This window comes from Candidatus Erwinia haradaeae, assembly GCF_900698935.1.
Lineage (GTDB): Bacteria > Pseudomonadota > Gammaproteobacteria > Enterobacterales > Enterobacteriaceae > Erwinia_E > Erwinia_E haradaeae_D.
Window position 1 is genome coordinate 783,741 of sequence record NZ_LR217715.1, and the last position, 26,681, is coordinate 810,421.

The following is a 26,681-nucleotide window of genomic DNA, read 5'->3' on the forward strand; positions in this document are numbered from 1 at the left end:
AAAAAGTGATACACCCTATCTAGTATCCTTACCATCAAACTACAAATTCATCTGTTAAAATAGATCTTTTTTGGCACGTAAGAGTGCAAAGATTTGCTCTTCAGTTAATGGAATCTTGTCTCTACCCGCGACACCTTGTAACCCGATATTATTTGTCCTAAGAAAAATATTGACTTTACGTTCATAATCTAGTCGTGTCGGTAAAGTTAATTGATTTTGTGCACGTAATTCTTGCACCACACGATAGTACTTTATGATTTCTGTATCGTATGGATACATATGATGTGCAAAAGCAAGATTAAACAAAGTATATTCGTGCGCACTACATACTAACGTGTCGCCTGGTAATTTGTTAAGTGTTCTTAAAGATGTAAACATCTGCTGAACGGTCCCTTCAAATATTCTGCCACAACCAGCAGAAAATAAAGTATCTCCGCAAAACAAATAAGGATGGCAATAATATGTCACATGACCTAAGGTATGACCAGGCGTGTAAAATACTGTAAAATTAAGATCTAAAACATTAATATTATCTCCATTTTGTACTAATCTGTTGGACCCATAACAACGTGTTTCTTGTGGTCCAAAAACAACAAGATCAGGATAGCGCTGTAATAAAAGAGGTACACCTGCTACGTGATCCAAATGATGATGTGTTAATAAAACTGCTAGAAGTTTCCAGTTTTTTTGTATCATCACATCGAGTACGAGCTCAGCATCACTAGGATCCACTATTAAGCACTGCCCCTTATTATTGCTGATAAACCAAATATAGTTATCTTTTAAAGCAAGTATACTAGTCAGAGTAGTCTTTACCGAATCCATATGTTCACCAGAAATACGCTCCATGCACTACGCATCTACATTTAAATTATTAATACTCATTCAATAGCCCAAAAAAACTAAAATACAATAGGAGTTTTTAGTTCAAAACTACTTTTATATCATATATGTTAAATAGGGGCCAAGGCAGCCTCCAAGTTCTTATGAATCCCAGAGGGTCACATTGCATATGATATGTTGTTATCAATATTGTGTATCCTCATGTATAAGTGTTGCAATATCATTGCCTATATTTGCAATCGCATGTGGTATAAAACTTAGCATCTTTGCTGTTTACTGAAAAGGCCCTACAAAACATATATTATGTTAGAAATATTTTTTAAAAAGTGCCAAATTAGAAATATAAACAAATTACCACTACATACACCGCGATTAGTCATTCATTTTTATTCAAAATCGCATATAAATCTTACTCCTAGATGCATATATGATAAAGCATAGATGAACAACATATTCATCCATCTCTCTAGAATACTCGAGATAACATCTATATCTTTTCTAAGATATGAGTTCATATGAACTTTTCATTTAACTGTATTTATCATATTATATGTATGTATTATTTATAGTACCAATTATGTAGATACAGCCTGATAGCCTGTATCATACATGGTGGGATTTCCAGCTGCAATGCGGGCTATTTCATCACATCGTTCATTATCTCGATGCCCGGCATGCCCCTTCACCCATTGCCAATTCATCTGATGCTGAGTTAACGCCTGGTCTAATCGTTGCCAAAGATCCATATTTTTTACTATTTTATTATCCACGGTTTTCCACCCCCTGTGTTTCCAATTATATATCCAAAGAGTAATCCCATGTCGGACATACTGACTATCAGTACTAAGTACTACTACACAAGGTTGTTTGAGAGCCTCTAATCCTACTATTGCTGCCATGATCTCCATACGATTATTAGTTGTAAGATGAAACCCTGCACTGAATATTTTTTCATACTTTCCGTATCGTATAATCGTACCGTAACCACCTTGACCAGGATTTCCTAAACATGAACCATCAGTAAACACTTCTACCCTTCTCAACATTTCTGGTAGACTCCATAAGGTACCATTCTAAAGCAAATACAAATACATTATACGATAGAGAGCGTAGGCTATGCGTCAAATTATACTTGATACTGAAACAACGGGCATGAACGTCATTGGTCTCCCTCATCAAGGACATCGCATTATTGAGATCGGAGCTGTAGAAATCATCAACCGACGTTGTACTAAAAATAACTTTCATACCTACCTCCAACCCGATCGTCCCGTCGATCTAGAAGCATTCCGTATACACGGCATTTCCGATCATTTCCTCCAAGATAAACCAACTTTTTCATCAATCGCTGATGATTTTCTGAACTATATTAAAGATTCAGAGCTAGTTATACATAATGCTGCGTTCGATCTTGGGTTTATTAATTATGAATTTGCTAAATTACACCGCGGAATTGAAAACATTGAAGTCATCTGTAAAATCACTGATAGTTTATCAATGGCGCGTAAGCTGTTTCCTGGAAAAAGAAACAATTTAAATGCACTGTGTACGCGTTATCAAATAGATAATAGCAAACGCACATTCCATGGCGCACTCCTAGATGCAGAAATTTTAGCTGACGTTTTTTTAGCTATGACTGGAGGTCAAACCACCCTGCCTTTATCCATGCATGGAGAAAGGCAGAACTCATCAGATAGTGAGATTACTCATCGTGTAGTTCATCCAACCTCTAATTTATGTGTTATTCATGCTACTACAGAAGAAATACAAGCTCATCAGACGCGACTCGCGCTTATACAGAAAAAAAACGGTCTATGCCTTTGGAGCTGCCAAGACCGTAACACCTAAATCATGATATTAGAAATATGCTTCCACTTAATAATCTAGGTTGAGCATATATAACCATAGAGCTTGTTATAATTACAGACAGTTATGAAATCAGATGTTCTCAATAAAAATTATTGACGTAGTGTTAAATCCCACTTATGATACATAAGATCAAAAGGGAGCGGTAGTTCAGTTGGTTAGAATACCTGCCTGTCACGCAGGGGGTCACGGGTTCGAGCCCCGTCCGTTCCGCCACATATTAATAATAAATTCCATGAATATAGAATGGATTTCGCTATATAATGTGGTGGAGTTCTATATAATAAAATTTATAATACCGAGGTAGTGTATATATTTTTACCACAATTCATGATTCACGTAACATTAAGACACACATCATGAATGTGGAAGAAGGATATCACATATAATTCATGCACATTTATTTATCAGTAAGAATTTTTATAAAATAAAAGAAACTATCAATCAAACCTATATAGTGAATTTTTTATGACGATCATATGTGCGATATTATATTAATACTAAAATAGTACTATTAACAGACCATCTTGCTTGATTATTATATCAATATAATCACTTCTTCGTTCGAGAATTTTTATTTACTCTGAAATTATAAAATTATCTATATCACCTCAGTGAGTAGACTACCATTCTTGTATACATTATCAGACAACTTCATTTTATGCAGTAGTTTTTACTACTAAAAATCCACACACATTAAAAAAATAAAATCTTACTGTACCTGAGACGCTCATTAGATACTCAGATTAATCTTGAGGAATAATATTAATTTTTAATTTAGCACATACTTCACTATGAATCTGAAACCCGACTTCGTGCTCACCAATTGTACGTAATACACCATTTGATAACCGAACTTCACTTTTTGCTATTTCCACGCCTGCTTTCATAATAGCTTCCGCAATATCACGAGTACCTATCGAGCCGAATAATTTACCTTCGTGACCTGCTTTGGATATGATCGTAATAACTTTTAAGTTATTGATATTCTGAGCACGTTGATAGGCAATGTTTAAAACCTCACTTACTTTTTTTTCTAACTCTGTGCGTTGTGCCTTAAAAAATTCAATATTTTTCTTCGTGGCAACCACAGCTTTCTCTTTAGGAATTAGAAAATTACGAGCGTATCCTGCTTTGACACTGACTTGATCTCCTAGACTTCCTAGATTGACTATTCTATCCAGTAAAATCACTTGCATAACGCGTGCCCTCTTAAGGTGGGGTAATATACAATATGGTTATTTATTGATGATGATCAGTGTATGGCAAAAAAGACAAATAACGTGCTCGCTTAATGGCGCGAGCTAACTGACGCTGATATTTTGCTCGTGTACCTGTGATTCGGCTAGGTACAATCTTGCCGCTTTCTGTAATGTAATTTTTAAGCGTAGAGATATCTTTGTAATCAATCTCTTGAACACCTTCAGCCGTAAAACGACAGAATTTACGACGACGGAAATAACGTGCCATGTATCTATTCTCCAGACTTTATGAGTTCAATATTTTTAGCATGTAATACAATTCTGTTTAAATCATAACGGTTTTTATGACAAGATAAAAAACCCTGAACATTTAGCCATACACCGACCATAATATATGAAGGCATCTCATGTGTTGCTGATAGACTCATGACTACCGGCATCCAACACCAGACTCGTCGATTCAAATCAGCTTCTTTTTGTTGCGAACGATGCTCTAGTATAAATTGAAAGTGTCGGATACCTGATGGGCTTATGCCCCTTCTAGGTTCTCGGTGGACTACACCAGACAACGTACTCCAATTTTCTTTCACCAATAACTGCTCTTCAGGTAGATTACATATCTATATCGTGTAATATTTCATTAGAAAAATCTTCTCTGCGCTCTCGACGCTCATCTTTTGCTTTTAACATATGCGATGGTTCTGTTACGGCTTGCTTCATACGCATAACCATAGTACGAACAATAGAATCATTAAAGCGAAATTGACTTTCTAGATGATCGATAATTTCCTGTGTAGCCTCTATGTTCATCAAAACATAGTGAGCTTTCTGTAATTTATCAATTGGGTAAGCAAGTTGACGACGACCCCAATCTTCCATCCTATGTATTAGCCCTTTTGCAGATGTAATAACATCAGAATATCTTTCAATCATACTAACTACTTGTTCACTTTGATCAGGATGCACCATAAAAACAATTTCATAATGACGCATAGATTGGCTCCCTACGGATTATTCAACCTCGTATTAAAATTCGCTTTAATCCACTGAGGCAAGGAAAATTATTGAGATAAAGTATGGTGATGTTATAGGTATATGAAAAACAATCATTCCTCTTGATTTTTCATATCTACATATCTATCATCATACTCATGAGATGTCATAAAAACAATATCAAATTAGTAGATTTAATTCTGCATCTGTTAGAAACTACACCACATACTAATCTTTATAATGTCTTTCAAAGGTTGGGGAAATAGTTTTTAAAAACACCATGCATGTCAGGTATCTTTATTTAAATTAACACTGAGATTACCTAATCGTTGCTATTTTCTACAACTACCACACCTTTCTGTACTATTAAACTATATAATACCATTATTGACTATCAAGCCATGGATAGGTCTTTTCACTTCTTCACTATTCGAAAAAATTACCGATCTTTTACATTAGCAGTAATCTTGCATTAGCAGTTATGTGGAGTTTCTTATTTTTAGTATAATCCTTCTAAACTTATTGTCTATCTTAATCTTGTAAATTTCATCAAATATTCAACTATAATGCACCTAATATCGTAACTGCTGTTACGTAACACGAAATAGCCTTACATGTCACTATGGTATTATCATAATATGTCATATTCATGGTATTAACAATAATTCAATATATTTTTGCATAAACTTATATCGAGATCAACACAAAGAAAACACCCATAATACATGCTGATTCTTAAAATATAGATACGAAAAAATGCAGACAAAAAAATATCAAGATGTACAATTTTATTGTAGCTATCCTTGCTTTCATATCAAATATCACCTATGATAATCTATGTTTGCTAACAACTAAAATGTGTTGAAAAATGATGCTACAAAATAACCCAGCGCTGGTACTGTTAAAAAATAAACTCCGCTCTAAAAGTGAATACGTAGAGGGTATAGTAAAACAAAATGAAAAAGGGTTTGGTTTTCTAGAAGTGAGTACACAACAAAGTTATTTTATTCCGCCTCCGTGCATGAAAAAAGTTATGCACGGTGATCGAGTAGCCGCAGTAGTGCAACACCATATCCAGAATAATAAAGAACTTCAAGTCGCCCATCCAGAAAAAATCATTCAACCATTCTTAACGCGCTTTGTGGGACGTATACAGAAAAAAAATAAAAAATTATTCATTATCCCAGATCAAAAACAACTAACACAGGCTATTCAATGTGAAATCAGTAAAAATATTATGAAATCTGCCTTACAAGAAGGAGATTGGGTAGTAGCAGAACTACGACATCATCCTCTAAGTGGAAATCATTTTTTCTACGCTGAAATTACTGAATTTATCACCACACATGCAAATAATTTATTTCCATGGTGGGTTACACTGGCACGTCACAATCTAGCACGCACAGAACCAACGCTAGATTCTCCACAGGAGATGCTTGATGAACAGCTCAAACGGCAAGATTTGACAGAAATGCCATTTATTACTATTGATAGTGCTAATACTGAAGATATTGATGACGCATTATACATAGAAGAAACTGGAATAGATCAACTAACACTGATAGTTGCTATTGCCGATCCCACCGCCTATGTATCGGTCAATAGCATGATTGATACCGCAGCTTCTGAGCGTTCTTTTACTAATTACTTACCTGGTTTTCACGTTTCTATGCTACCGCGCCAATTATCAAATAACATCTGCTCTCTGCGCCCACATAAAAAAAGACCAGTATTAGCTTGCCGTATCACGATTTCTTCTAATGGCACACCTGATGCCAACGTGCAATTCTTTGCTGCATGGATCACCTCGAGGTGTCAACTAGTCTATGACCATGTCTCTGATTGGCTAGACGATCATCAAAAAAGTCACTGGCAACCACCCGATACAATCATTGCTAAACAACTAACCCTTTTAAACCGCTTACGCATAATACGCAATCAATGGCGGCACAAAAATGCCCTGATTTTTAAAGAAAGACCAGAATTTCGTTTTTTATTGAGTAAAACAGGTGAGGTATTAGATATTGTTGCTGAACATCGACGCATTGCAAATTACATCGTGGAAGAAGCGATGATTCTTGCAAATATATGTGCCGCTCACTTATTACGTGATAAGTTTGGATTTGGTATATACAATGTACATTTTGGATTTGATCAGGCTCATGCTGCGCAAGCAGTTACAGTACTTTCTAATCATGGTATTAATACCGATAAAAGAACAATCACAACATTAGAGGGATTTCGAATATTACGCCGTCAGTTAGATTCTCTACCTACACAGTTTTTAAGTAATCGCATACGGAGATTTCAGTTACTGTCAGAAATAAAAACTACACCAGGCCCACATTTTGGCCTAGGACTAGAAGTATATGCCACTTGGACATCCCCTATCCGCAAATACGGTGATATGGTTAATCATCGCTTACTGAAAGCCATCATTAAAGGTGAATGCGGCGTGTGTCCTACAGAAACTTTAGCACTTAAAATGTCCGAACGTCGTAAACAAAACCGCATAGCTGAAAGAGAGGTAAGTGAGTGGCTATACTTACGTTTTTTTCAAAAAATAGTTGGTAGTTTAAAAAAATTTAGCGCAGAAGTGATTGATGTCTCTAGAGGAGGTCTGCGTATTCGTTTACAAGAAAACGGCGCAGTAGCTTTTATTCCCTCTTCGTTTATTCATCACACACGAAAAGAACTTGTGTGTAGTCATGACAATGGAATTGTAAAAATTAAAAATATAGTGATCTACCGTGTAACGGATATGATAGAAGTGACTATTGAAACAGTACGCATGGACACTCGCAGCATCATAGCCCGTCCAGTTCCTTCTGATCATTCGTCATAAAATATCATGAATTATAAACTTGACGTTTTCTCTTATTCTTGAGTGAGTCAAACTCACTCACCAATCAAGGTAAACAATACCATTCCCTTTGTTTAGCGATCGTATAAACATGGTTTAATTATAACACATGCTCACTATCCTCAACTTCTAGACTAATCCACCTTATTAAAAATAGCTATCCGTGCCTTAAAATTCAAATCTAACCAGCTCATTATATCTAATTATTACCTAAAAAGCACGAGAATCGTCACACCGATGACGCGTCACTAGTCAAATAAAAGTATTTTGTGTGTTTCAGTTTAGAGTAAAACTAATCTAGAAAACAGTGCACGCAATCTCTTTTTTATTAAAAATAATCTTTCCACCTGAAATGGTATTGTTGTACTAGTTTTAGTGATACTGTTCAAGAGAGATAAAAAATTTCTCTTTTGATGATATCATTTAGTGATTTATACCTCATTTCTTATACAATGAGGTATATTTAACACACTCATTTCTTGTAGCTAAAAAATAAATACTGCTTTACAGTATCATGCTTTTATGCTAAACCTACTCTAATAATAGAGCTCCTGGAAAATATATTTGATTAGTCTTCTCTCCAACAGCATACAAAATATAACATTTTAATTATTAATAACACATACAGTATGTCATGCACGTATTCATGATTTTATGCAAAACGTCTATCAATAGCGGTATCAAATAAACACTACTGTGAACATGCATCAAATCAATAGCATTCTCCACAATAGTACAAATGGTTCTTGCTGAGCTGACAATGGTCCTATGTCTTTTCAACATCTAAAAAAATTCTACAGAAAGCGTTTTGCATGTCTCACAACTTTCAATGTCATGCTCTAGTCATTAAGATGACTACTACTAGTAGTAGTCATCTATCATAGTCCAAATGACATACCACTATAAAATTTTTTCGATTTCTGAAGTACAAGATATAAGAACATAAAAACCATCAAAAATTAATTAACACTTATTTTATCTCAAGCCTCACATTATTCACTGCTCTAGTAACGATCTAGAGCAGTCATGCATCAATGGTTGGTACGCTCGTATAATATAAGGATCACTATATATGGCCACTCATAATATATGTAAGAAACACTTTACTCTGGACTAGGACAGCATTTACTATTGATACAATCCTATGCCATAGTCCAATTAACCACCACCGGATAATTTTTAAGAGTCTTATTCTAGACCATATTATCGCACTAGATGATAGAGTGTAAAAAACAAAATCTGATGTATTTATCTATCATGAAGCGCTAACACATCTTCCTCTTCTCACATATCACACACCAAGAAATGTACTAATTATTGATGATAAGGAGGATGGCATATTACGCGAAGTCAGCCGATATAAAATGATTAAATATATTACAATGCTTGAACTAAAGGAATATATAGCAAGATTATGCCAAAAAATTACCGCATCATATCACTGGTACTTATGGATATTCTGAATTAATACTTACCGTCTAAGATGGCGCTAGTTTTGTGACACAAACAAGAAAGAAATTTCATGTTATTCTCTCTAACTCCACCGGTCCTATTGAACAAAGCGAAAGTCTCTATAACTATAGAGCTTTATACAAGATGTACAATGCTTACATAATTGTGGAATCTTTATACCATACCATGGTGTATCTTGTTTTAAAAATTAAAAAAACTCAATAATTACCACAAACTTCAATGTTATTTTAGTAATATCAACCCTTACCAGGCTGCTATCCCAACCTACTGTGGCGATGTTATCATATTCGCTTTATAAAGTAATCATGACTGCTGAAAACCAGATAGATCACTCTACCTTAAAAGATAGATGCATGTCAGCAAATGTAAACTTCCGTTATGATAATTCAAAATACACGCTCATAGCTTTGCTTGACCACGATATTTATTAAAGATGCTAGAAACATAATGAATATTGAAGGAAAAAACAACATTGTAAAACTTACAACTATATGGCTTGAATAAGCTAATAACAAACCTGAGTTTTTGTATCTATGATATATGTCGCGCCATCACTCTTGCAGGGCGTAATAGGTATATTACATATTTTAATAAACAGTATAATACTGCAAGATTAACAGGAATTTTAAGCAAAATTTGCTTAATTATTAGTGCTAATGGACTGAATATTGCACGTAAAAACTATGAACTACAAAATGCTAGCGTTACCATGTTAGTGACTGAAGCACTTATTGGTCCACATGATATTTAACACCTCTGAGCATCCTGGTTCGCTACAAAACTAACTGCTTTTACCCCTAGATAAAAAAGCCATATCTATGTGCATACTTATCCAGAAAACCATCCTGAAGGTGCACTATGTACTTTTCGTACTGACATTGAAGTATCTACCTGTGGAGTTATCACATCCCTAAAGACACTAAATTAATGAATTCATCAACTTGAATCTGATATTGTCACAATAGATTATTGTATACGTGGATTTACATGTGATGTGAACGGGATCAAGTGTGTTATTAGCTATCAAAATAAATTTGATATCAAGCTGTATGTCAGACAATATAAAAGCTATGCTTGATATGTTAGATGTGAAGATCGGCCAAAACAATCTTTTCATGTCAAGAGGATTTTAAAAAAAATTTAACCTGATTCATGACCTTTTTTGATACTAAAATAGAAAACATTTGTAAAAAATAACATTAACGCATCACTGATCTGTTATGGAAAATAAATGCATGAAATCTACTATGGTCGCAATATTATATCAATTGTATACACATCTATTAATATTCCCATCATTGCTTTCTAAAAAGATTATGTCTATAATCATACAGACATTTAAAATACTTTTTATTGTGTGTTAACATAATTAAATTATATTTGTACAAGATATCCATAACCAACATACATCATGCATTTTGTGATATATCAGGGCTATCTCATTAACAAGTTCTTATACATCATACTACTAATCAGTATTAATAATATAAGGCAGACTTTACAGAAAGTAATATATAGCAATCATTATACAAACTATCGTAGAATTGTAATTCTACAGAGATATTACAACAAGTTTAACATCAACAAAGACTCAAAAAAATAAATTCAATCTCTGAATTTTATAAAAAAATCTGTTTCTATATATGACATTAATTAATGGTTTCAATTCTTAAATATCTTCATCATCCTAAAAAATTATATAATATTTTTCTGATGTACTTATGATGAACTATCTACAGGTACTAAACCCCCTAAGCTCTTTACATAAATAAAACCTACTTGTCTGCTTCATATAGCTACCATAAATTACTGAAAAACAACATTTTTATGATTTGTTATATCATTTAACCACATAATTCAATATAAATAATGGACATAAGAGACCATTAGAGTCTAAAAACAAATTCCCTTATTCTTATTTTTATTTCATATCTATTTATAGATAATCAATAAGATGTATTATCTATAAATATTAGAATATAACTCCCAACAAGTGATGAATGGTATCTTACAATTCCAAACACTAGTATATTATAACCTCATACACACATAGTAAAAATAACATATGATAATAAAATAGCCAGTATCGTTGATACTAGAATAATGCAAGTTATCAACATATTTATGCCGAAATACTCTTATAAAATGGATGACATGTGTTTTTATTTGAGATAAAAGAATGCCTATAAACCCAATCACCTGGTACTAAATCTTATCAAAACAAGTTGCCCTATACTCATCATATATCAATTACATTCTTCAATAGAAATAATCTTATGTAATATATAAAAGTACCTTTTTAATAGACTATGCACAGCTGATAGCTCTCTCTCCAATATCTGTACGAAAAAATTTACCACGCCAATCAATTTGACTAGCTAATTGATAAGCATAGTTTTTTGCTTCTGTCAAATCTTCTCCTAATGCTGTGACGCACACTACACGGCCACCATTGGTTACTATTACTCCATCCTGCATTGCAGTACCTGAGTGAAAAACTTTCCAATCTACTCCTGATGACGATAGCGGCAAGCCATAAATCCTATTACCCTTAATATAGTTGCCAGGATACCCATGTGAAGCTAAGACCACTCCCAGTGCTGGACGAGGATCCAAAAAAACCTTTTTTTGATCCAATTTCCCATCTATAGCTGCAAGACAGAGATCTAATAAATCAGACTGTAAACGCAGTAGCATAGGTTGACTTTCTGGATCTCCTAAACGGCAGTTGAATTCAAGAACATAAATTTGACTATTTTTATTAATCATTAAACCAGCATAAAGAAATCCAGTATAAGAACAACCTTCGAACACCATCGCACGTATGGTGGGTAAGATAACCTCATCCATAATACGCTGATGCATTTTCTCTGTCACCAATTTAACAGGAGAAAACGCTCCCATACCACCAGTATTAGGACCAATATCACCATTACCCACACATTTATAATCCTGGCAGCTTGCGATTGGTAAAACATTTTTACCATCTACCATTACTATAAAACTTACTTCTTCGCCTTCAAGAAATTCTTCTATTATAATACGACGACCTGATGCCCCAAAGACATTCTCTACTAACATATTGTGAATAGCAGATTTTGCTTCTTGTAAGGTTCTAGCAACAATCACTCCTTTCCCGTCCGCTAATCCATCAACCTTGATAACAATTGGCATACGCCTTTTACGCACATAACTTAGAGCTAACTCTACGTCTGTAAAATGTTGATATTCAGCTGTTAGAATATCATGTCGTACTAAAAAATCCTTAGTGAATGCTTTCGAGCCCTCTAACAATGCTGCGGACTGAGTTGGGCCAAAGATTTTTAATCCAGCACTACAAAAAATGTCTACTACCCCATTTACTAAAGGGAATTCTGGGCCTACAATAGTAAGATCAATCTGTTTAGTCATTGCACAATCTAATAGTGCTGGAATGTTATTCGGTTGAATATCAATATTCATAATCATTGGCTCCAACGCAGTGCCAGCATTACCTGGAGCAACGAATACACTAGTTGCTAGCTGTGATTGAGATATTTTCCAAGCCAATGCATGTTCGCGACCACCATTTCCAATCACTAAAATTTTCATTTGACACTCTATTTTACTTTTAGTTAATAAGTCTAAAAATATTGAGTAACCGTCTAAATATAATGACGATTCTCATCGTGATGATAACAAGGTCTTTCGAGTAACAAAATTACCTCTCGTCTATAATGGATTCTTCATTAATTTCTGAAAATGTCTATATCACACTATGTATTTAAATCAATAGATGCTCAAGATGATAACTATGCTTTCCCGTGATACTACTTATTAATAGCATCATACAATAAAACTTTCATTAATGCCGAAAATGACGCACATCAGTAAAAATCATCGCAATCCCATATTCATTTGCTACGGTTATCACCTCTTCATCATTAACAGATCCACCTGGTTGAATAATGCATCTGACTCCCATATCAGCAGCAACGTCAATACTATCACGAAATGGAAAAAAGGCATCTGATGCCATCACAGACCCCGAAATTTCTAATCCTGCTTGAGAAGCTTTCATGGCGGCTGTGCGTACTGCATCAATACGACTCATTTGACCCGTGCCTATACCAATGGTTGTATTATGACGTCCACAGACAATTGCATTAGATTTTACAAATTTAACGACCGTCCAACAGAAAAGCGCATCATGTACTTCCTGAGGAGTAGCTATACGCTGACTAACCATACGTAGCTGATTTACATCTACCAACCGAACATCACGGTCTTGTACTAAGATTCCTCCTGTGACACTTCTAAAATCTAAACCTCTCTGGCGTTTGTGCAATGATCCACAAATTAAAACTCGTAGGTTTTTTTTAGTAGCCGTTACTTGTAGGGCATCATTACTCGCAGATGGAGCGATGATAACTTCTACAAACTGCTGCTGAATAACTTCTTGTGCCGTGAGACAGTCTAAATTGCGATTAAAGGCAATAATACCCCCGAAAGAAGAAATAGGATCAACGCGATAAGCACGCTGATATGCGTCAAGAATATTATTACCTAGGGAAACACCGCAAGGATTAGAATGCTTAACAATCACACAAGCTGGCCTATCAAATTCTTTAGCACACTCTAAAGCCACATCACTGTCAGTGACATTATTATATGATAAAGCTTTACCTTGTACTTGTTGTGCAGTAAGTATTGATGATTCTAAGTTTTGTTCCTGTACATAAAAAGCTGCGAGCTGATGACTATTTTCACCATATCGCATATCCTGCTTCTTAGTCAATTTTAAATTCAAGCTATTGGGAAACGCCTCACATACTTCTATCTTTGTCTGATGGAATCTTAAGGATTGCATTTGAAAATAATGTGCAATCGTATTATCATAGGTAGCAGTATATTCAAACGCTTTCATTGCCAAAAGAAAACGAGTGTTCTCTGTCAGAGTATTGTTATGTTCATCCAATTCTAAAAGAATACGACTATAGTCAGTATTTGTTATTATCACAGCAACATCTTTATAATTTTTAGCAGCCGCACGTACCATTGCTGGACCACCAACATCAATGTTTTCAATAGCTTCACTAAGTGCACAAGCATTATGAGACGTTTTTTCACAAAAAGGATAAAGATTTACAACGACTATATCAATAGGCAGAATTCCGTTCTCTATCATAATACAATCATCTTGATCCCGTCGCCCTAAAATACCACCATGTACTTTTGGATGCAGTGTTTTTAAACGTCCATTCATCATTTCTGGAAAATCGGTATAAGCAGAAATTTCTGTCACAGGTATACCGGACGAAGATAGCACTCGAGCAGTTCCTCCAGTAGAAAATATTTCAATACCGCGATCAGAGAGTCCTGTTGCAAAATCAAGGATACCGACCTTATCAGATACACTAAGTAGTGCTCGACGTATTGGATGACATTGTCCCATTGTACTTGTCTTCCTCTTTCATAAGGCACATAATATTGAAAATATTAAAGGATATAGTATAAATCCCCTCTTGATCTTTGATCCTATAATAATAGAGAATGAACACATGTAATTTCTATATATAATATAAACTACCATAATATTAGTATGTCATTGTATATATAACTTTCATGTATAACCATTACGAAAATTAATATAATAGTAATGCACTTAAATATCAAATTTGAATATCATTATTATTTCATACAAACCAAATCTTTCATGTTCTATTATTATAATTTATGAAAATTTATCTCTATTATTTTCTCACTCAACAAATATCAAAATAAAGTTATCTGTGCGATTCTTAACTAGCAAATAAATTGCTAGTGATGCATTGATATATATACGAAAAATTGTAGTTACTCTAACTTCTTGATCAAATTACACTTTTTTAACCACTACGTCCGATATTTTACAGTCTATAATGTAATTATATTCCTTGTATGATGTCAAAATACAAGTAAAATACTTATAAATCTATATTCTTATAACTGTATATCAGAAATAATTGATACTATATGAAAGATCTCAATAATTATTCCATTGCAATGATTGATACTAGATTCTATCTGTGAGTAGTAACATTAGCACACAAACTAAGATATACGAAAACATCTAATACCGTCTTAGTTCATAAACATTAAAAAATATTTATCGAGAGCGATGACTACACTTCTTTTAATATTCATTAGATGTGAATCCATTATAAATAGTACCATATTGATAACGATAGCAATCAGATCTTAAATATTTCCAACGTTTAAAAAGGCACCTATAGATTCTATATTTATCAACCATAAAAATCTATTATATAACGATACAAAATAATATTTTTCATATCTTCTGCGCCTTCATTAATCATCAGAATATTTTAAATACATGAAAACACTAAGTGATAATCTACAATCTTCAATAGATAATTTTCTCGCATTTCGCTATCATTGCTGTCATATATTTCTATCATTTTATTATGCTTATATCGCTTTTCAAAAAATAATTTTTTATCAATACTCCATAAATATGGTATATAGATAAATAATATCTATCTATCAGGAATTCATGATGGCTCATTGATGGCTATACTTTTAAATTAGACACTAATATCAATTTAGACACTAATATCATTAGCTCACAGTGGATCCTGTCATATCAATCATTGTATTCTATAGATAAGTCATCATAATATATTAAAAATATATTAAAAACGAACTAATATTTATTAGAATGTAATTCTAAATATTTATACTAAATACATATTGGATAGAGTATACAAACTAGCAAGTCTATGTTATCTCCGACAAGTCTCTAATAAAATAAAACTGAACTGAAAGAAAACTAAACAGTACTGCATCAATTCTATACTATACACTGCGATTGTATCTTCTAAACTTATCGATACCTGTATTGTGTACTGTATGTGAAATAACTCCGCTATGCCTGATAACCTTATCGCATGTATGTTATTTACCATATATGAAGTATGAATATTTATATAAAAATAACAGTTAACGACATGATTCAGTCACGCTGTTCTAGGTGCTTAGAAGTAATAATTACTTATTTAGAATCAATATAAATAAATACTATATAATGCTTGTCCTATTAAAGTAGATTCCCAAAAATACTCTCGTATCTTTCAAGAGTTTGTTACTAAAAATATTCATACACCTATAATCAGAACATCGTTAATCTATTACACATACTACTTCATAGTACAAAACGCTCCTAGAAAATATAATTATATAACCATCCTTAATCCCGAATGCATTATATATTAACCACATCAATACTTATAGACATACAGAAAAGCTCTATGCAGAATTATAAACTATTTGAAGCAGTACTGAATACCCTTATCTGAATTCAAAACTTACAAATAGATACCCAAAGACTCTCTTGTGAACTACATCACCCTCTGTTCAAATAATAAACAAACCAACAATATTCTTACAGACAGTATATCTTTTCTCTATCATTTTAGTGAAGCTCATGATGAGGATGAGATAGTGAGCTTTTCAATACATAGAAACAATATCAAAATTAACATTTTATGAATACTAATGACTTCCGTAATGCACCTAGTGCATATCAAGTGATATATGATTGTATACATATTGATTATGCAATATCATTGTACCTTCGTCTTGTGTAATACACGTATAGTGTGTTCTTTTACACATCAAATCCAAAATAATAAAACTATACTGATATTATTCTAACTCACAATATGATCAAATATCAACGGGTCTTTATAATACATATATCGTACATACTTAATAGCACTGAAAACCATGAACAGAGAGATTCAGTGTCTTAAAATTACTACATCACCTCGTTGGAATGATATTCCTATTTTCTTAATTGCCTTAATTATTGTCTTGATGCCAGTATTAAAAATAAAAGATTCTATCCAAATATTACCGTGTTGACATAAATTTAACGCATACGACGTAAGTGCTCTTCATACATAGCAACCTCCGCGTTTAATTCATCTATCTTGGATAGCATGATATTTCGACAATGTAACGCGAGTTTACGTGCTGAGTAATAATTATAATTATTAGTATCAATAGGCTGTAACATTTCAACAATAGATACCCCATTTCGCAATCTATTAAGTTTAATTTTATGATGCATATTAGAAACTACTACCGGGATAATTGGAACACCTGCAACTATAGCAGCATAAAATGCACCCATCTTAAATGGCAAAAGACCACGTCCATAGCTACGTGTTCCTTCTGGAAAAATCCAGAAAGAGACTTTTTTGGTTTGAAACTGCGCTACTAACTCCATAATAGTACTATGTGCTTTGGCATAATTCTTACGATTAATTAAAAGGTTACCACTCAACCAATATAACAATCCAAAGAACGGTATCCAGAGAAGGCTTGATTTTCCAACCGTAACAGTGGTTGGTTGCAACATATTAGATGCAGTGATGAAATCAAAGTTATTTTGATGATTACAAATATAAATCGCATTGGGATAAGCGGTGAATCCTTCTGGTTTACGCAACTGCACTTCTAACCCAAACACTGGCGCTAGTCGACCAAATAAATGACTAAAAATAGATGCATTCCGCGGATCCCTCGGTCTAAATAAACAATATATAGAACCTAAAATACACACCAGTATTGAGTAAATGATCACGATCACCATGCGCGATACAGCCAGCATTATGTTGTGTCCTTAAGAATATCAAAATTATTGCAAAATAAGTACATTAAATTCTTCTTGATTGTACACATACTTCAATAATATTTAATCTGATAATTCATAACTATCTACTATATAATGTAGAAGAAACACCGTACTACAATGAGATATAGAGCAATGATCTGTTACAGACTACGGATCAGCAGATTGAATTTATATACAACCCCTCTAAATTTTCACTAACTACTGAACACTATAAAACTTATCATATCATAGTAGCACCAGTACAATTCTACAATCTTTCACTCTTCGATCCACTCTAAACGTAAGTGCCAAATGTAATCACCGATCTCAATCAACAAACTTCGCGGGAACCACAAAACACTCTATGTTAAAAAGACAATGTCTACGCAATAGACATTCATTTTGTTGGATTTCTAAATCCCATAGCCATACAAGGCATGAATATGCTAAATTGCAAACTACTTAAATCATCGTACTATACGCGAACATTAATTTCCATGTCCATTGTACATCATAAACCATATCTTTTAGTACAGAATCCAAGACTTGGCTTTGTATCTATATGAAAAGCACTAGCCAATAAACAGCATGATCATCATCAACAATTGTACGATGTTCAAGCAAGTAGGTGCGCTACAAAAGAGTGTTTATTGGATAGTGAATCTTAACGCATTGCTATGAATCTGGAACACTTGTATAACTATAACAACCACTTACGTATCAATGAACAGAAAAGTGTAATTGATCGACGGACCTGCTATAATATAAAAAAAATCATATGATATTATGGTAGATGTATTACATATTTTTTAAACTTATAGCTATAGTATTAAAAAAATACAATGAGCTAATACGTAAATACCATATGTAAATACAAAGCATCTCATCCTGTCTATACAATACTAAAAAATAAAAAACATTGTGTAATATGAAAATCATATTACAGTGGTACCTCGACTCGCAAAAAAAATAAAAAAGAAACGAAAAAATACCACCGACTATCAATTTTTTCGCTCAGAAAAACCTTTAGCATACGCTACAAATTACTCAAAGATTGAATTTTCACCATAATAGTAGCGTAAATATCAGACCCCATGATTCAGGAATACCACCGAACTAATATGTGTCTATTGAATACTAGAGGAAAGGTGAGTATTTGAGAGATGTGCGCATAATCCATAATAAACGCACTAAACATCATGATATATAAAACATGATATATAAAAAAATAAAATATAATCCCACTTAACCAAAGCGGTCACGTCATACATAGTACCCTAATCACCTGAATCTATTGGATATTACAGATACACTTTGGTTTTCAATTGCATTAATGATACAGGCTTACATCCTACCCTCTACTTTAGACATGACCAATGTTGCATTAGTGCCGCCAAAACCAAAACTATTGGACATGACTGTTGTTAAGACACGCTTAGAAGTCGAAGTGATGATCTCAAAACCCTCTGCGGCTGGATCTAATATATCGATATTAATGCTGGGTGCAATAAATCCATATTCCAACATTAATAGTGCGTAAATCGCTTCTTGCACACCAGCTGCACCTAGTGAATGACCGGTCATTGCTTTAGTAGCGGATATCGCTGGATTATATTCAGAAAAAACAGCACGAATGGCACCTAATTCTTTCACGTCCCCGATCAATGTTGAAGTGCCATGTGTATTTAAATAATCAATTTTTGCATCAACCCCTTGCAAAGCCATGCGCATACAACGCGTGGCGCCTTCTCCAGAAGGCGCAACCATATCTAGACCATCAGATGTTGCTCCATACCCTATAATCTCTGCATAGATATGAGCATTACGACGAATAGCGTGATTGAGTTCTTCAACCACCACCATACCGCCACCACCAGCAATAACAAAACCATCGCGCCCAATATCATAAGTCCGTGAGGCTTGTTCTGGTCTAGCGTTATATTTCGTCGATAACGCCCCCATTGCATCAAATTCACACGACATTTCCCAGCATAATTCTTCACCACCGCCAGCAAACACAATATCTTGCTTGTCTAATTGAATCTGCTCAACAGCATGTCCAATGCAGTGTGCAGAGGTTGCACAAGCAGAACTAATAGAGTAGTTCACACCGTAAATTTTAAATGGTGTTGCCAAGCACGCTGAGACCCCAGAGGCCATCGCTTTTGTCACCATATACGGACCGACCCCTCGTAAACCTTTAGATCTCATTCCATCTACGCTAGCTACCTGATAAAAGGGAGAACCACCACCTGAGCCAGCCACTAACCCCACACGTGCATTATTCTGATATTCTTCTTCTCTTAATCCTGAATCCTGGATCGCTTCTTGCATAGATAGAAAAGCGTAAATAGAGGCGTCGCTCATAAATCGCAAGGTTTTACGATCAATGCGTGATGCGATATCTTTTTTAGATAATTTAATATTACCCCATACATGACTACGCATTCCAGAATCTTTGAGCTCCTGTGAAAAAGTAATCCCAGAGCGCCCTGCACGTAAAGATGCTAGGACTTCTTCTTGGTTGTTACCGATACTGGAAACAATACCCAAGCCAGTAATCACAGCGCGATTCATTTAATACCTCTTTTTACTTCTTTATGTTAGCATTAGAATAACACCCTAGGCTATCGTTGTAGACTTTAGCAATCCTATTAAATTCATATGATATTTCCCATGTGCATTCGCGCTTCTTAAATACTGTTAAGTAGTATTTACTGTGTGACTAATGAACAATTATCCACTACGTCATATAATTCAACGCACTATGCGTGTACCACATAACTTGAAACATTGAACACATGTTTTTATTAGTAAAATACTACAGATTTGTCTGCAATACACAGTGCAATACATGCATGAATTCTATTGTGAGTTTTTAAAAATGTCATAGTTAATACTATTCGATGATGTATTTCCAGAGAAATACTCGTACCATATGTACTATATTATATAGCATATTCACGCTTGTGAATGGTATTTCAAGATGTTACTAAATTCAAATCATGACCGGCTTTTTTATTTAATATCACACACTATAGAACTATATATACAAGTATATAAGCAATCTCAACTAGGATTTGATATAAATTGTTTTCTAATATAAAATTTTTTCTTACACCTCTAGGGTTTATACTCTGTTTTATACAACTCTATTTTTTTCTCCTTGTTTTACTTGTACACGCAACACCTCATACAAGCTAATGAAGACAAAATCAGTATTATAGATATGGCATCCTGCTTTAAAATAAAAAACTCGTAAACATCAATGACTGATTTTACCAATACTCTTAATAGAATGATTAAAATATATTATGACTACAACAATATATTTACTATATACAGAGCATTATCTCCTGCTATGCTATATTATAGATAACAAACACAGCATACACCAAATCCCCACCTGTAAATCTTCACCAAACCACGTTAGTCAACCACTATCGCTATGACACTATTTGTATATTTCATATATTATAAAGATCTTTGAGATCACCAGATCTTGAAAAATAATGCTAAAAGCTACATATAATGCGTCTCATATAATTACTCACCTGTGATACGTATCATATTATATCTACTGATGTTATATCTACACAATAATCACATGAATCTATATACAGACTTGTATTCGTCAGATACAGGATACATATCATCCAAAAGGTATATTGTCATTCTAAAAATTAACTTATAGATTACATCAAATGCAATAGCATCTTTTCCAAATTTCGTTGTTCTATATCAAAATGACGGATACCTTCTGCTAACTTCTCTACCGCCATAGGATCCTGATGATGCTGCCACAAAAACTCACATTCAGTCATTTGCATGGGACGCTCTTGCGGAACACCGTGATAAAAAAGTTTGCGAGTAATATCTCCTTTCTGTTCAGATAGTGCTTTTAAAAACTTAGGGGAAATTGTCAAACAATCACACCCCGCAAGAGCAAGAATTTCATCTATGTTACGAAAACTCGCACACATGATTACAGTCCGATAGCCATGTTGCTTATAATAGGTATAAATTTTTCTCCCAAATATCACACCAGGATCGGTAATCGCTGTATACTTTTTGATGCCAATACGAAGCTGATACCAGTCAAAAATACGACCTATAAATGGGGAAATAAGATATACCCCCGCTTCTGCACAAGCACGAGCCTGTGCAAAAGAAAATAATAAGGTTAAGTTACACCGAATACCTTCTCGTTCTAAGTGTGTGGCGGCACAAATACCCTGCCAAGTCGCAGCTAACTTAATTAAAATACGTTTATTAGAAATTCCGTGATTATTAAATATGGCAGCTAATCGCCGTGCCTGCACTATACTATTGTGTACATCATAAGCAAAACGTGCATCAATGGCTATTGAGATACAACCAGGTATATACTGAATAATTTCTGCTCCAAGATGTACGGTTAAATACTCAACTGCACATTCCACCTGTCGCTCTTTATTTTGACTCTGTGTATGCGCCCACGCAATAGATGCATGCATTAAATCACTATATTCAGGCATCTTGATTGCACTTAAAATAAGTGAAATATTCGTAGTAACATCTTGCGGTTGATAATGTTTGACCTCCATGACCTCCCCCGTGTCAGCCACAATAGTACTCACTGTCCGCAAAGAAGATAATTGATCCACCATGATGGAAGTTCTCATTAAATTTTATTGATGAAAAGAAGATTTGATAAACACATGGAATTATCAGAGCATATCCCATGGTATATTACAGCAAGCGTATCACGCTCTGATCATCTTAAGGAAGACGTGTTGTAAATACCATATAATGATTGACTACACCCTAACGTTGATGCATAAAAAGTTACTACAATATATATGATCTTTCTTTTATACAATAAGCTTATAGTAAAATCTTTGCATAGCCAAATAATGTCAATGTACAAGTAATGTTCAGAAAGAGAAAAAAATCATAAGTAGCAAAATATATAATTAGAGTAGTTTGCTCTAACGTAAGGCATCTAACAGCATCGAAATAGAGCTAATAATACGTGACAAACTCCTAAAAACTCTCTATACTTCAATTTAAAGCTGACTAGACAGTCGCCCCAGGGTCATACCTACTGGTAAAACACTACTCTGGGGAGGAAAGTCCGGGCTCCATAGGGTGTGGATGCCAGGTAACACCTGGGAGGCGAAAGCCTACGACTAGTGCAACAGAAAACAAACCGCCGACAACCTATAAGGTTCTATATCAATACTTACGATGGGTTAGGCAAGGGTGAAATGGTGCGGTAAGAGCGCACCACGCGACTGGTAACAGTACGTGGTACGGTAAACTCCATCCGGAGCAAGGCCAAATAGAAGCTCGTCAAGTATGGCCCGTACAGAGCTCGGGTAGGCTGCTTGAGCCAGTAAGTGATTCCTGGCCTAGATGAATGACTGTCCACGACAGAACCCGGCTTATAGGTCAGCTTTTTAACTCTAGTTATATTAGAGTGCGTAGTAAGTATACCCAGTGGTTAATATCATTAAAAAATAGGCATATGACAATAATTCAAGACCCTGTGTCTTTAAGCCACCTATACAATCAAAATATACTAGACACAGAGCATAAAAATAAAATAGAAATAGAAATAGAAACAGAAATAGAAATTATCTGACTGTCTATTTTGCTAGATAGCCATTAGTATGCTACGTAATAACATTACGTCATAGTAAGAACCGCTATAACATATATATGATTATGTGAATGTGTCACACACACCATTCACAACATATTTTTTACATGCGTAATAAAATCTCGATTACAGATCTCCAAACTAAAGAAAGATTCCATTAAATTACTGCACATCCATTACTAACAACTGTTAGATGATCTATGATAATGAATAGATATATTTCAGAGTTCTAACAACATTATGCTGCGCAATTATGATTCTGTGTATTTCCTCCAGTCACGCTTCATCATTATCACTCTATCCATCAATGTCCACCTAAACCCTATTATAGGATATACTCAATGCATGACTAGGCACAACCTATGAGATACTCAATATATTGATACATAAAGATATTATTCTCGACTAATACCTTTCAACTACACTGTTACATGATTATTAACTCAAAAGCAACGCTGCATTTTACCTCCTGTACATAGGACATATCAGCTTTAAATTTTAAAGTATCATGTTGTTATTATCTTGTATAATACACGAGTTTACACCTAGATCGTCTGGTCGTAATATTTAAACCTATGAATACACCAAAACATATGCTTATATTATATAATTTTACTCCATATGTAATCAAAAACACATAATGCATCATACTTCATCTATTCATGTTACGTTACTCTGAAGAAGATAAGTTACTAAATGTTTTATTGAGGTAAATATGGTTATTAAACCGCGTGTCCGTGGATTTATATGTACTACATCGCATCCAAGAGGATGCAAAACTAATGTAGAAAAACAAATTCAATACGTCATAACTCAATCAAAAATAGAACAAGGGCCTAAAAGAGTGCTCGTACTAGGCGCCTCCACAGGATACGGGCTATCTGCTCGCATTGCCACTGCGTTTGGATGCTCAGCCCAAACGATAGGCGTCTTTCTGGAACGCCCAGGTCTAGAACACAAGTCTGGCAGCGCCGGTTGGTATAACTCTGGTGCATTTGAAGAATTAGCTCACATGAAAGGCCTCTACGCCACGAGCATCAACGGAGATGCATATTCCAATTCTATCAAAAATAAAACAATTGAAATTATTAAAAAAGATTTAGGACAGGTAGATCTTGTAGTCTACAGTTTAGCTGCACCACGTTGCATGCACCAAGAAACTGGAAAAATTTTATATTCTACTCTGAAACCTATAGGACAAACGTTAAAAACAAGAGGACTCAATACAGACACAGAGACTGTAGTAGATATATCCCTCGAGCCTGCTTCACAAACAGAAATTGATGGAACTATAGCTGTAATGGGCGGAAAAAATTGGCAAATATGGATTAATGCGCTACTACAAGCAGACGCTTTAGCTAAAGGGGCTAAAACTATCGCATTTACCTATCTTGGCGGCAAAATTACTCATGACATATACTGGAACGGCTCAATTGGCGCTGCAAAGAAAGATTTAGAGAAACGTGCTCTATGCATTCGCAATGCACTCACAAAACATTGTCAAGGCGATGCGCGTGTAGCAGTACTGCGCGCAGTGGTGACTCAAGCTAGCGCTGCGATTCCAATGATGTCTCTGTATTTATCACTGCTCTTCAAGGCCATGAAAGAACAGAATACACACGAGGGCTGCATTGAACAAATATATGGATTATTTAAAAACAGCGCATACAGTACTACACCTATTATAGACGACATAGGACGCTTCAGGGCAGACTATGAAGAAATACACCCCGACATTCAAGAAAAAATTTTTAAACTTTGGCATAGTGTAGATAACACGAACCTACATAAGATCACTGATCTACGTGGATATAAAAATGAATTTATGAAATTATTTGGTTTCGGTTGGGAGGAGGTGAACTATGAAAATAAAGTTAATCCAGTGATGCACATCAAAAATCTTATTCAAATGTGATGTACTGAATATTTCATCAATACATTATCATATGGTGCGCATGATTACTATGCATTGTGTTATGTATTCCATCAAATGGCTAAGAAAATTTACCATAATCTAAAAGATCTCGTGCAAGCGCATGCAAGATATTTGACTATAAAACGCACAGATTATATTAAGACATACGAGCTATAATATCATCTATACATCATTCAGCGCTTTATTTATCATTCAACATCACACATATTCTATGATACTCTTACATATTAGTATCTCATGTTCTCACTTTGCAAAAACATGACATTCATGAGAGCACAGAACGCATATATCACACATGTTGTCTCTAGACTTTACTAAAATAAAAAGTACTGTAAATAATATTCTCTACATGTAAAAACATTATTTAATACATAAAAGGAGGTTTTGCTCTGATCAACTTAAAAATCACAGATCTTTGCGATCAATATAATCGGATATGGTTAGAAAATAGGTCTCGAGATGCATGTCGGTGTCTGCACAAAACACATATACACTTCTCAGCCATGGAGTACTTTGATAGGAAAGAGATAATAGAAATTATCTACCACGATTAAAAAATTGACTGATCTTAAGAATCTATTTTTTGCTCACTAAATCTTATTTATCCACTTATTGTGCATACTGAATAGACTAAAATGATAAAAAATATTCCGCTAAAGGTTCATATGATGATAGAGCGTACATTTTCGATAATCAAGCCACACGCAGTAGCAAAAAACATTATTGGTGCCATTTTGAATGTCTTAGAGCACGCTGGATTTAAAATTATTGCTGTGAAGATGCTTCATATCAGCCTAGAACAGGCTGCAGAATTTTATTCTGAACATAAAGAAAAGCCGTTCTTTGAAGAAGTAATTCAATGTATAACGTCAGGTCCAGCGATAATCTTCATACTAGAAAAAAATAATGCTATCCAGCATTTCCGAGATTTAATAGGCGCTACGAATCCAAAAAATGCTATTGCTGGTACTATACGCGCAAAGTATGCTACTAATATAACAGAGAACGCCATTCATGGTTCTGATTCTGCGGTATCAGCAAGACGAGAAATGACGTATTTCTTTCAAGATCACGAAATATTTCCACAATTTTGGTAATTTATATACCCAATGTACTATTACATGCTATGCATTTACAATAGTAAGTTTTTAAGACAATCAACTGCCATACCTATGACACCTATGACCTCTTGATTGCATACC

17 protein-coding genes, 1 tRNA gene, 1 other RNA gene and 1 pseudogene are annotated in these 26,681 nt (G+C 34.4%); 9 read left to right on the forward strand and 11 right to left on the reverse strand.

Annotated elements, in window-relative coordinates; translation table 11 throughout:
- Window positions 1–54: 54 nt before the first annotated feature.
- Complete coding sequence (gloB, locus tag ERCIKOCA2762_RS02435) at window positions 55–825, reverse strand: hydroxyacylglutathione hydrolase (protein ID WP_157988598.1); 771 nt, start codon at window positions 823–825, stop codon at window positions 55–57.
- Window positions 826–1,418: 593 nt separating this feature from the next.
- A complete protein-coding gene (rnhA, locus tag ERCIKOCA2762_RS02440) occupies window positions 1,419–1,889 on the reverse strand; it encodes a ribonuclease HI (RefSeq protein ID WP_157988599.1) in 471 nt (156 codons plus the stop codon).
- A gap of 70 nt (window positions 1,890–1,959) precedes the next feature.
- On the opposite strand from rnhA, the gene dnaQ reads away from it, so the two are divergent.
- Both dnaQ and ERCIKOCA2762_RS02450 read left to right on the forward strand, forming a co-directional pair.
- Window positions 1,960–2,691 (forward strand): DNA polymerase III subunit epsilon, encoded by a 732-nt coding sequence (gene dnaQ, locus ERCIKOCA2762_RS02445; RefSeq protein ID WP_157988600.1) that lies wholly within the window; start codon window positions 1,960–1,962, stop codon window positions 2,689–2,691.
- Between the two features lie 157 nt (window positions 2,692–2,848).
- Window positions 2,849–2,925: transfer RNA gene (locus tag ERCIKOCA2762_RS02450), tRNA-Asp, on the forward strand.
- Between the two features lie 530 nt (window positions 2,926–3,455).
- On the opposite strand, the gene rplI is transcribed toward ERCIKOCA2762_RS02450, so the two are convergent.
- The 4 genes from rplI to rpsF are packed head-to-tail and all read right to left on the reverse strand — an operon-like array spanning window position 3,456 to window position 4,904.
- A complete protein-coding gene (rplI, locus tag ERCIKOCA2762_RS02455) occupies window positions 3,456–3,908 on the reverse strand; it encodes a 50S ribosomal protein L9 (RefSeq protein WP_157988601.1) in 453 nt (150 codons plus the stop codon).
- 43 nt (window positions 3,909–3,951) lie between these two features.
- Window positions 3,952–4,179: a 30S ribosomal protein S18 gene (rpsR, locus tag ERCIKOCA2762_RS02460; protein ID WP_157988602.1), complete on the reverse strand. Its 228-nt coding sequence runs from the start codon at window positions 4,177–4,179 to the stop codon at window positions 3,952–3,954.
- A gap of 4 nt (window positions 4,180–4,183) precedes the next feature.
- Entirely contained in the window at window positions 4,184–4,504 is a 321-nt protein-coding gene (priB, locus tag ERCIKOCA2762_RS02465) for a primosomal replication protein N (RefSeq protein ID WP_415017153.1), read from the reverse strand.
- A gap of 19 nt (window positions 4,505–4,523) precedes the next feature.
- A complete protein-coding gene (rpsF, locus tag ERCIKOCA2762_RS02470) occupies window positions 4,524–4,904 on the reverse strand; it encodes a 30S ribosomal protein S6 (protein WP_157988604.1) in 381 nt (126 codons plus the stop codon).
- An 871-nt stretch (window positions 4,905–5,775) separates the two neighbouring features.
- On the opposite strand from rpsF, the gene ERCIKOCA2762_RS02475 reads away from it, so the two are divergent.
- From ERCIKOCA2762_RS02475 to speD, 3 genes and pseudogenes are all read left to right on the forward strand, one after another.
- On the forward strand, window positions 5,776–7,749 hold the full coding sequence (locus tag ERCIKOCA2762_RS02475) for an exoribonuclease II (protein WP_157988798.1): 1,974 nt from the start codon (window positions 5,776–5,778) through the stop codon (window positions 7,747–7,749).
- Window positions 7,750–9,017: 1,268 nt separating this feature from the next.
- The gene (locus tag ERCIKOCA2762_RS03560; RefSeq protein ID WP_157988799.1) at window positions 9,018–9,230 is read left to right on the forward strand and encodes a spermine/spermidine synthase domain-containing protein; all 213 of its coding nucleotides are present in this window, start codon (window positions 9,018–9,020) and stop codon (window positions 9,228–9,230) included.
- A gap of 506 nt (window positions 9,231–9,736) precedes the next feature.
- Window positions 9,737–10,549: pseudogene (gene speD / locus ERCIKOCA2762_RS02485) on the forward strand (adenosylmethionine decarboxylase).
- A gap of 998 nt (window positions 10,550–11,547) precedes the next feature.
- On the opposite strand, the gene purD reads toward speD, so the two are convergent.
- Window positions 11,548–12,831, reverse strand: coding sequence for a phosphoribosylamine--glycine ligase (gene purD / locus ERCIKOCA2762_RS02490; protein ID WP_157988605.1), 1,284 nt, complete (start codon window positions 12,829–12,831; stop codon window positions 11,548–11,550).
- A 253-nt stretch (window positions 12,832–13,084) separates the two neighbouring features.
- On the reverse strand, window positions 13,085–14,674 hold the full coding sequence (gene purH / locus ERCIKOCA2762_RS02495) for a bifunctional phosphoribosylaminoimidazolecarboxamide formyltransferase/IMP cyclohydrolase (protein ID WP_157988606.1): 1,590 nt from the start codon (window positions 14,672–14,674) through the stop codon (window positions 13,085–13,087).
- Window positions 14,675–17,007: 2,333 nt separating this feature from the next.
- Between purH and ERCIKOCA2762_RS02500 the strand changes: the two genes are divergently transcribed.
- Complete coding sequence (locus ERCIKOCA2762_RS02500) at window positions 17,008–17,145, forward strand: hypothetical protein (protein WP_157988607.1); 138 nt, start codon at window positions 17,008–17,010, stop codon at window positions 17,143–17,145.
- A 7-nt stretch (window positions 17,146–17,152) separates the two neighbouring features.
- On the opposite strand, the gene ERCIKOCA2762_RS02505 is transcribed toward ERCIKOCA2762_RS02500, so the two are convergent.
- From ERCIKOCA2762_RS02505 to tal, 3 genes are all read right to left on the reverse strand, one after another.
- Window positions 17,153–17,896 carry a 1-acylglycerol-3-phosphate O-acyltransferase gene (locus ERCIKOCA2762_RS02505; RefSeq protein WP_157988608.1) on the reverse strand — a complete coding sequence of 248 codons (744 nt, stop codon included), beginning with the start codon at window positions 17,894–17,896 and terminating at the stop codon, window positions 17,153–17,155.
- Between the two features lie 1,347 nt (window positions 17,897–19,243).
- Window positions 19,244–20,476 (reverse strand): beta-ketoacyl-ACP synthase I, encoded by a 1,233-nt coding sequence (fabB, locus tag ERCIKOCA2762_RS02510; RefSeq protein ID WP_157988609.1) that lies wholly within the window; start codon window positions 20,474–20,476, stop codon window positions 19,244–19,246.
- Window positions 20,477–21,594: 1,118 nt separating this feature from the next.
- Window positions 21,595–22,548: a transaldolase gene (gene tal, locus ERCIKOCA2762_RS02515; protein WP_157988610.1), complete on the reverse strand. Its 954-nt coding sequence runs from the start codon at window positions 22,546–22,548 to the stop codon at window positions 21,595–21,597.
- 401 nt (window positions 22,549–22,949) lie between these two features.
- On the opposite strand from tal, the gene rnpB reads away from it, so the two are divergent.
- The 3 genes from rnpB (at window position 22,950) to ndk (ending at window position 26,576) form a co-directional block, all read left to right on the forward strand.
- An RNA gene (rnpB, locus tag ERCIKOCA2762_RS02520) (RNase P RNA component class A) lies at window positions 22,950–23,344 on the forward strand.
- Between the two features lie 914 nt (window positions 23,345–24,258).
- Window positions 24,259–25,458 carry an enoyl-ACP reductase FabV gene (gene fabV / locus ERCIKOCA2762_RS02525; RefSeq protein WP_157988611.1) on the forward strand — a complete coding sequence of 400 codons (1,200 nt, stop codon included), beginning with the start codon at window positions 24,259–24,261 and terminating at the stop codon, window positions 25,456–25,458.
- Between the two features lie 686 nt (window positions 25,459–26,144).
- Window positions 26,145–26,576 carry a nucleoside-diphosphate kinase gene (gene ndk / locus ERCIKOCA2762_RS02530; protein WP_157988800.1) on the forward strand — a complete coding sequence of 144 codons (432 nt, stop codon included), beginning with the start codon at window positions 26,145–26,147 and terminating at the stop codon, window positions 26,574–26,576.
- The last annotated feature ends 105 nt before the right edge of the window (window positions 26,577–26,681 follow it).

Coding starts and splice junctions, on each gene's coding strand:
- gloB (WP_157988598.1), bottom strand. CDS start 825: ATGGATTCGGTAAAGACTACTCTGACTAGTATACTTGCTTTAAAAGAT.
- rnhA (WP_157988599.1), bottom strand. CDS start 1,889: ATGTTGAGAAGGGTAGAAGTGTTTACTGATGGTTCATGTTTAGGAAAT.
- dnaQ (WP_157988600.1), top strand. CDS start 1,960: ATGCGTCAAATTATACTTGATACTGAAACAACGGGCATGAACGTCATT.
- rplI (WP_157988601.1), bottom strand. CDS start 3,908: ATGCAAGTGATTTTACTGGATAGAATAGTCAATCTAGGAAGTCTAGGA.
- rpsR (WP_157988602.1), bottom strand. CDS start 4,179: ATGGCACGTTATTTCCGTCGTCGTAAATTCTGTCGTTTTACGGCTGAA.
- rpsF (WP_157988604.1), bottom strand. CDS start 4,904: ATGCGTCATTATGAAATTGTTTTTATGGTGCATCCTGATCAAAGTGAA.
- ERCIKOCA2762_RS02475 (WP_157988798.1), top strand. CDS start 5,776: ATGCTACAAAATAACCCAGCGCTGGTACTGTTAAAAAATAAACTCCGC.
- purD (WP_157988605.1), bottom strand. CDS start 12,831: ATGAAAATTTTAGTGATTGGAAATGGTGGTCGCGAACATGCATTGGCT.
- purH (WP_157988606.1), bottom strand. CDS start 14,674: ATGGGACAATGTCATCCAATACGTCGAGCACTACTTAGTGTATCTGAT.
- ERCIKOCA2762_RS02500 (WP_157988607.1), top strand. CDS start 17,008: ATGAACAGAGAGATTCAGTGTCTTAAAATTACTACATCACCTCGTTGG.
- ERCIKOCA2762_RS02505 (WP_157988608.1), bottom strand. CDS start 17,896: ATGCTGGCTGTATCGCGCATGGTGATCGTGATCATTTACTCAATACTG.
- fabB (WP_157988609.1), bottom strand. CDS start 20,476: ATGAATCGCGCTGTGATTACTGGCTTGGGTATTGTTTCCAGTATCGGT.
- tal (WP_157988610.1), bottom strand. CDS start 22,548: ATGGTGGATCAATTATCTTCTTTGCGGACAGTGAGTACTATTGTGGCT.
- fabV (WP_157988611.1), top strand. CDS start 24,259: ATGGTTATTAAACCGCGTGTCCGTGGATTTATATGTACTACATCGCAT.
- ndk (WP_157988800.1), top strand. CDS start 26,145: ATGATGATAGAGCGTACATTTTCGATAATCAAGCCACACGCAGTAGCA.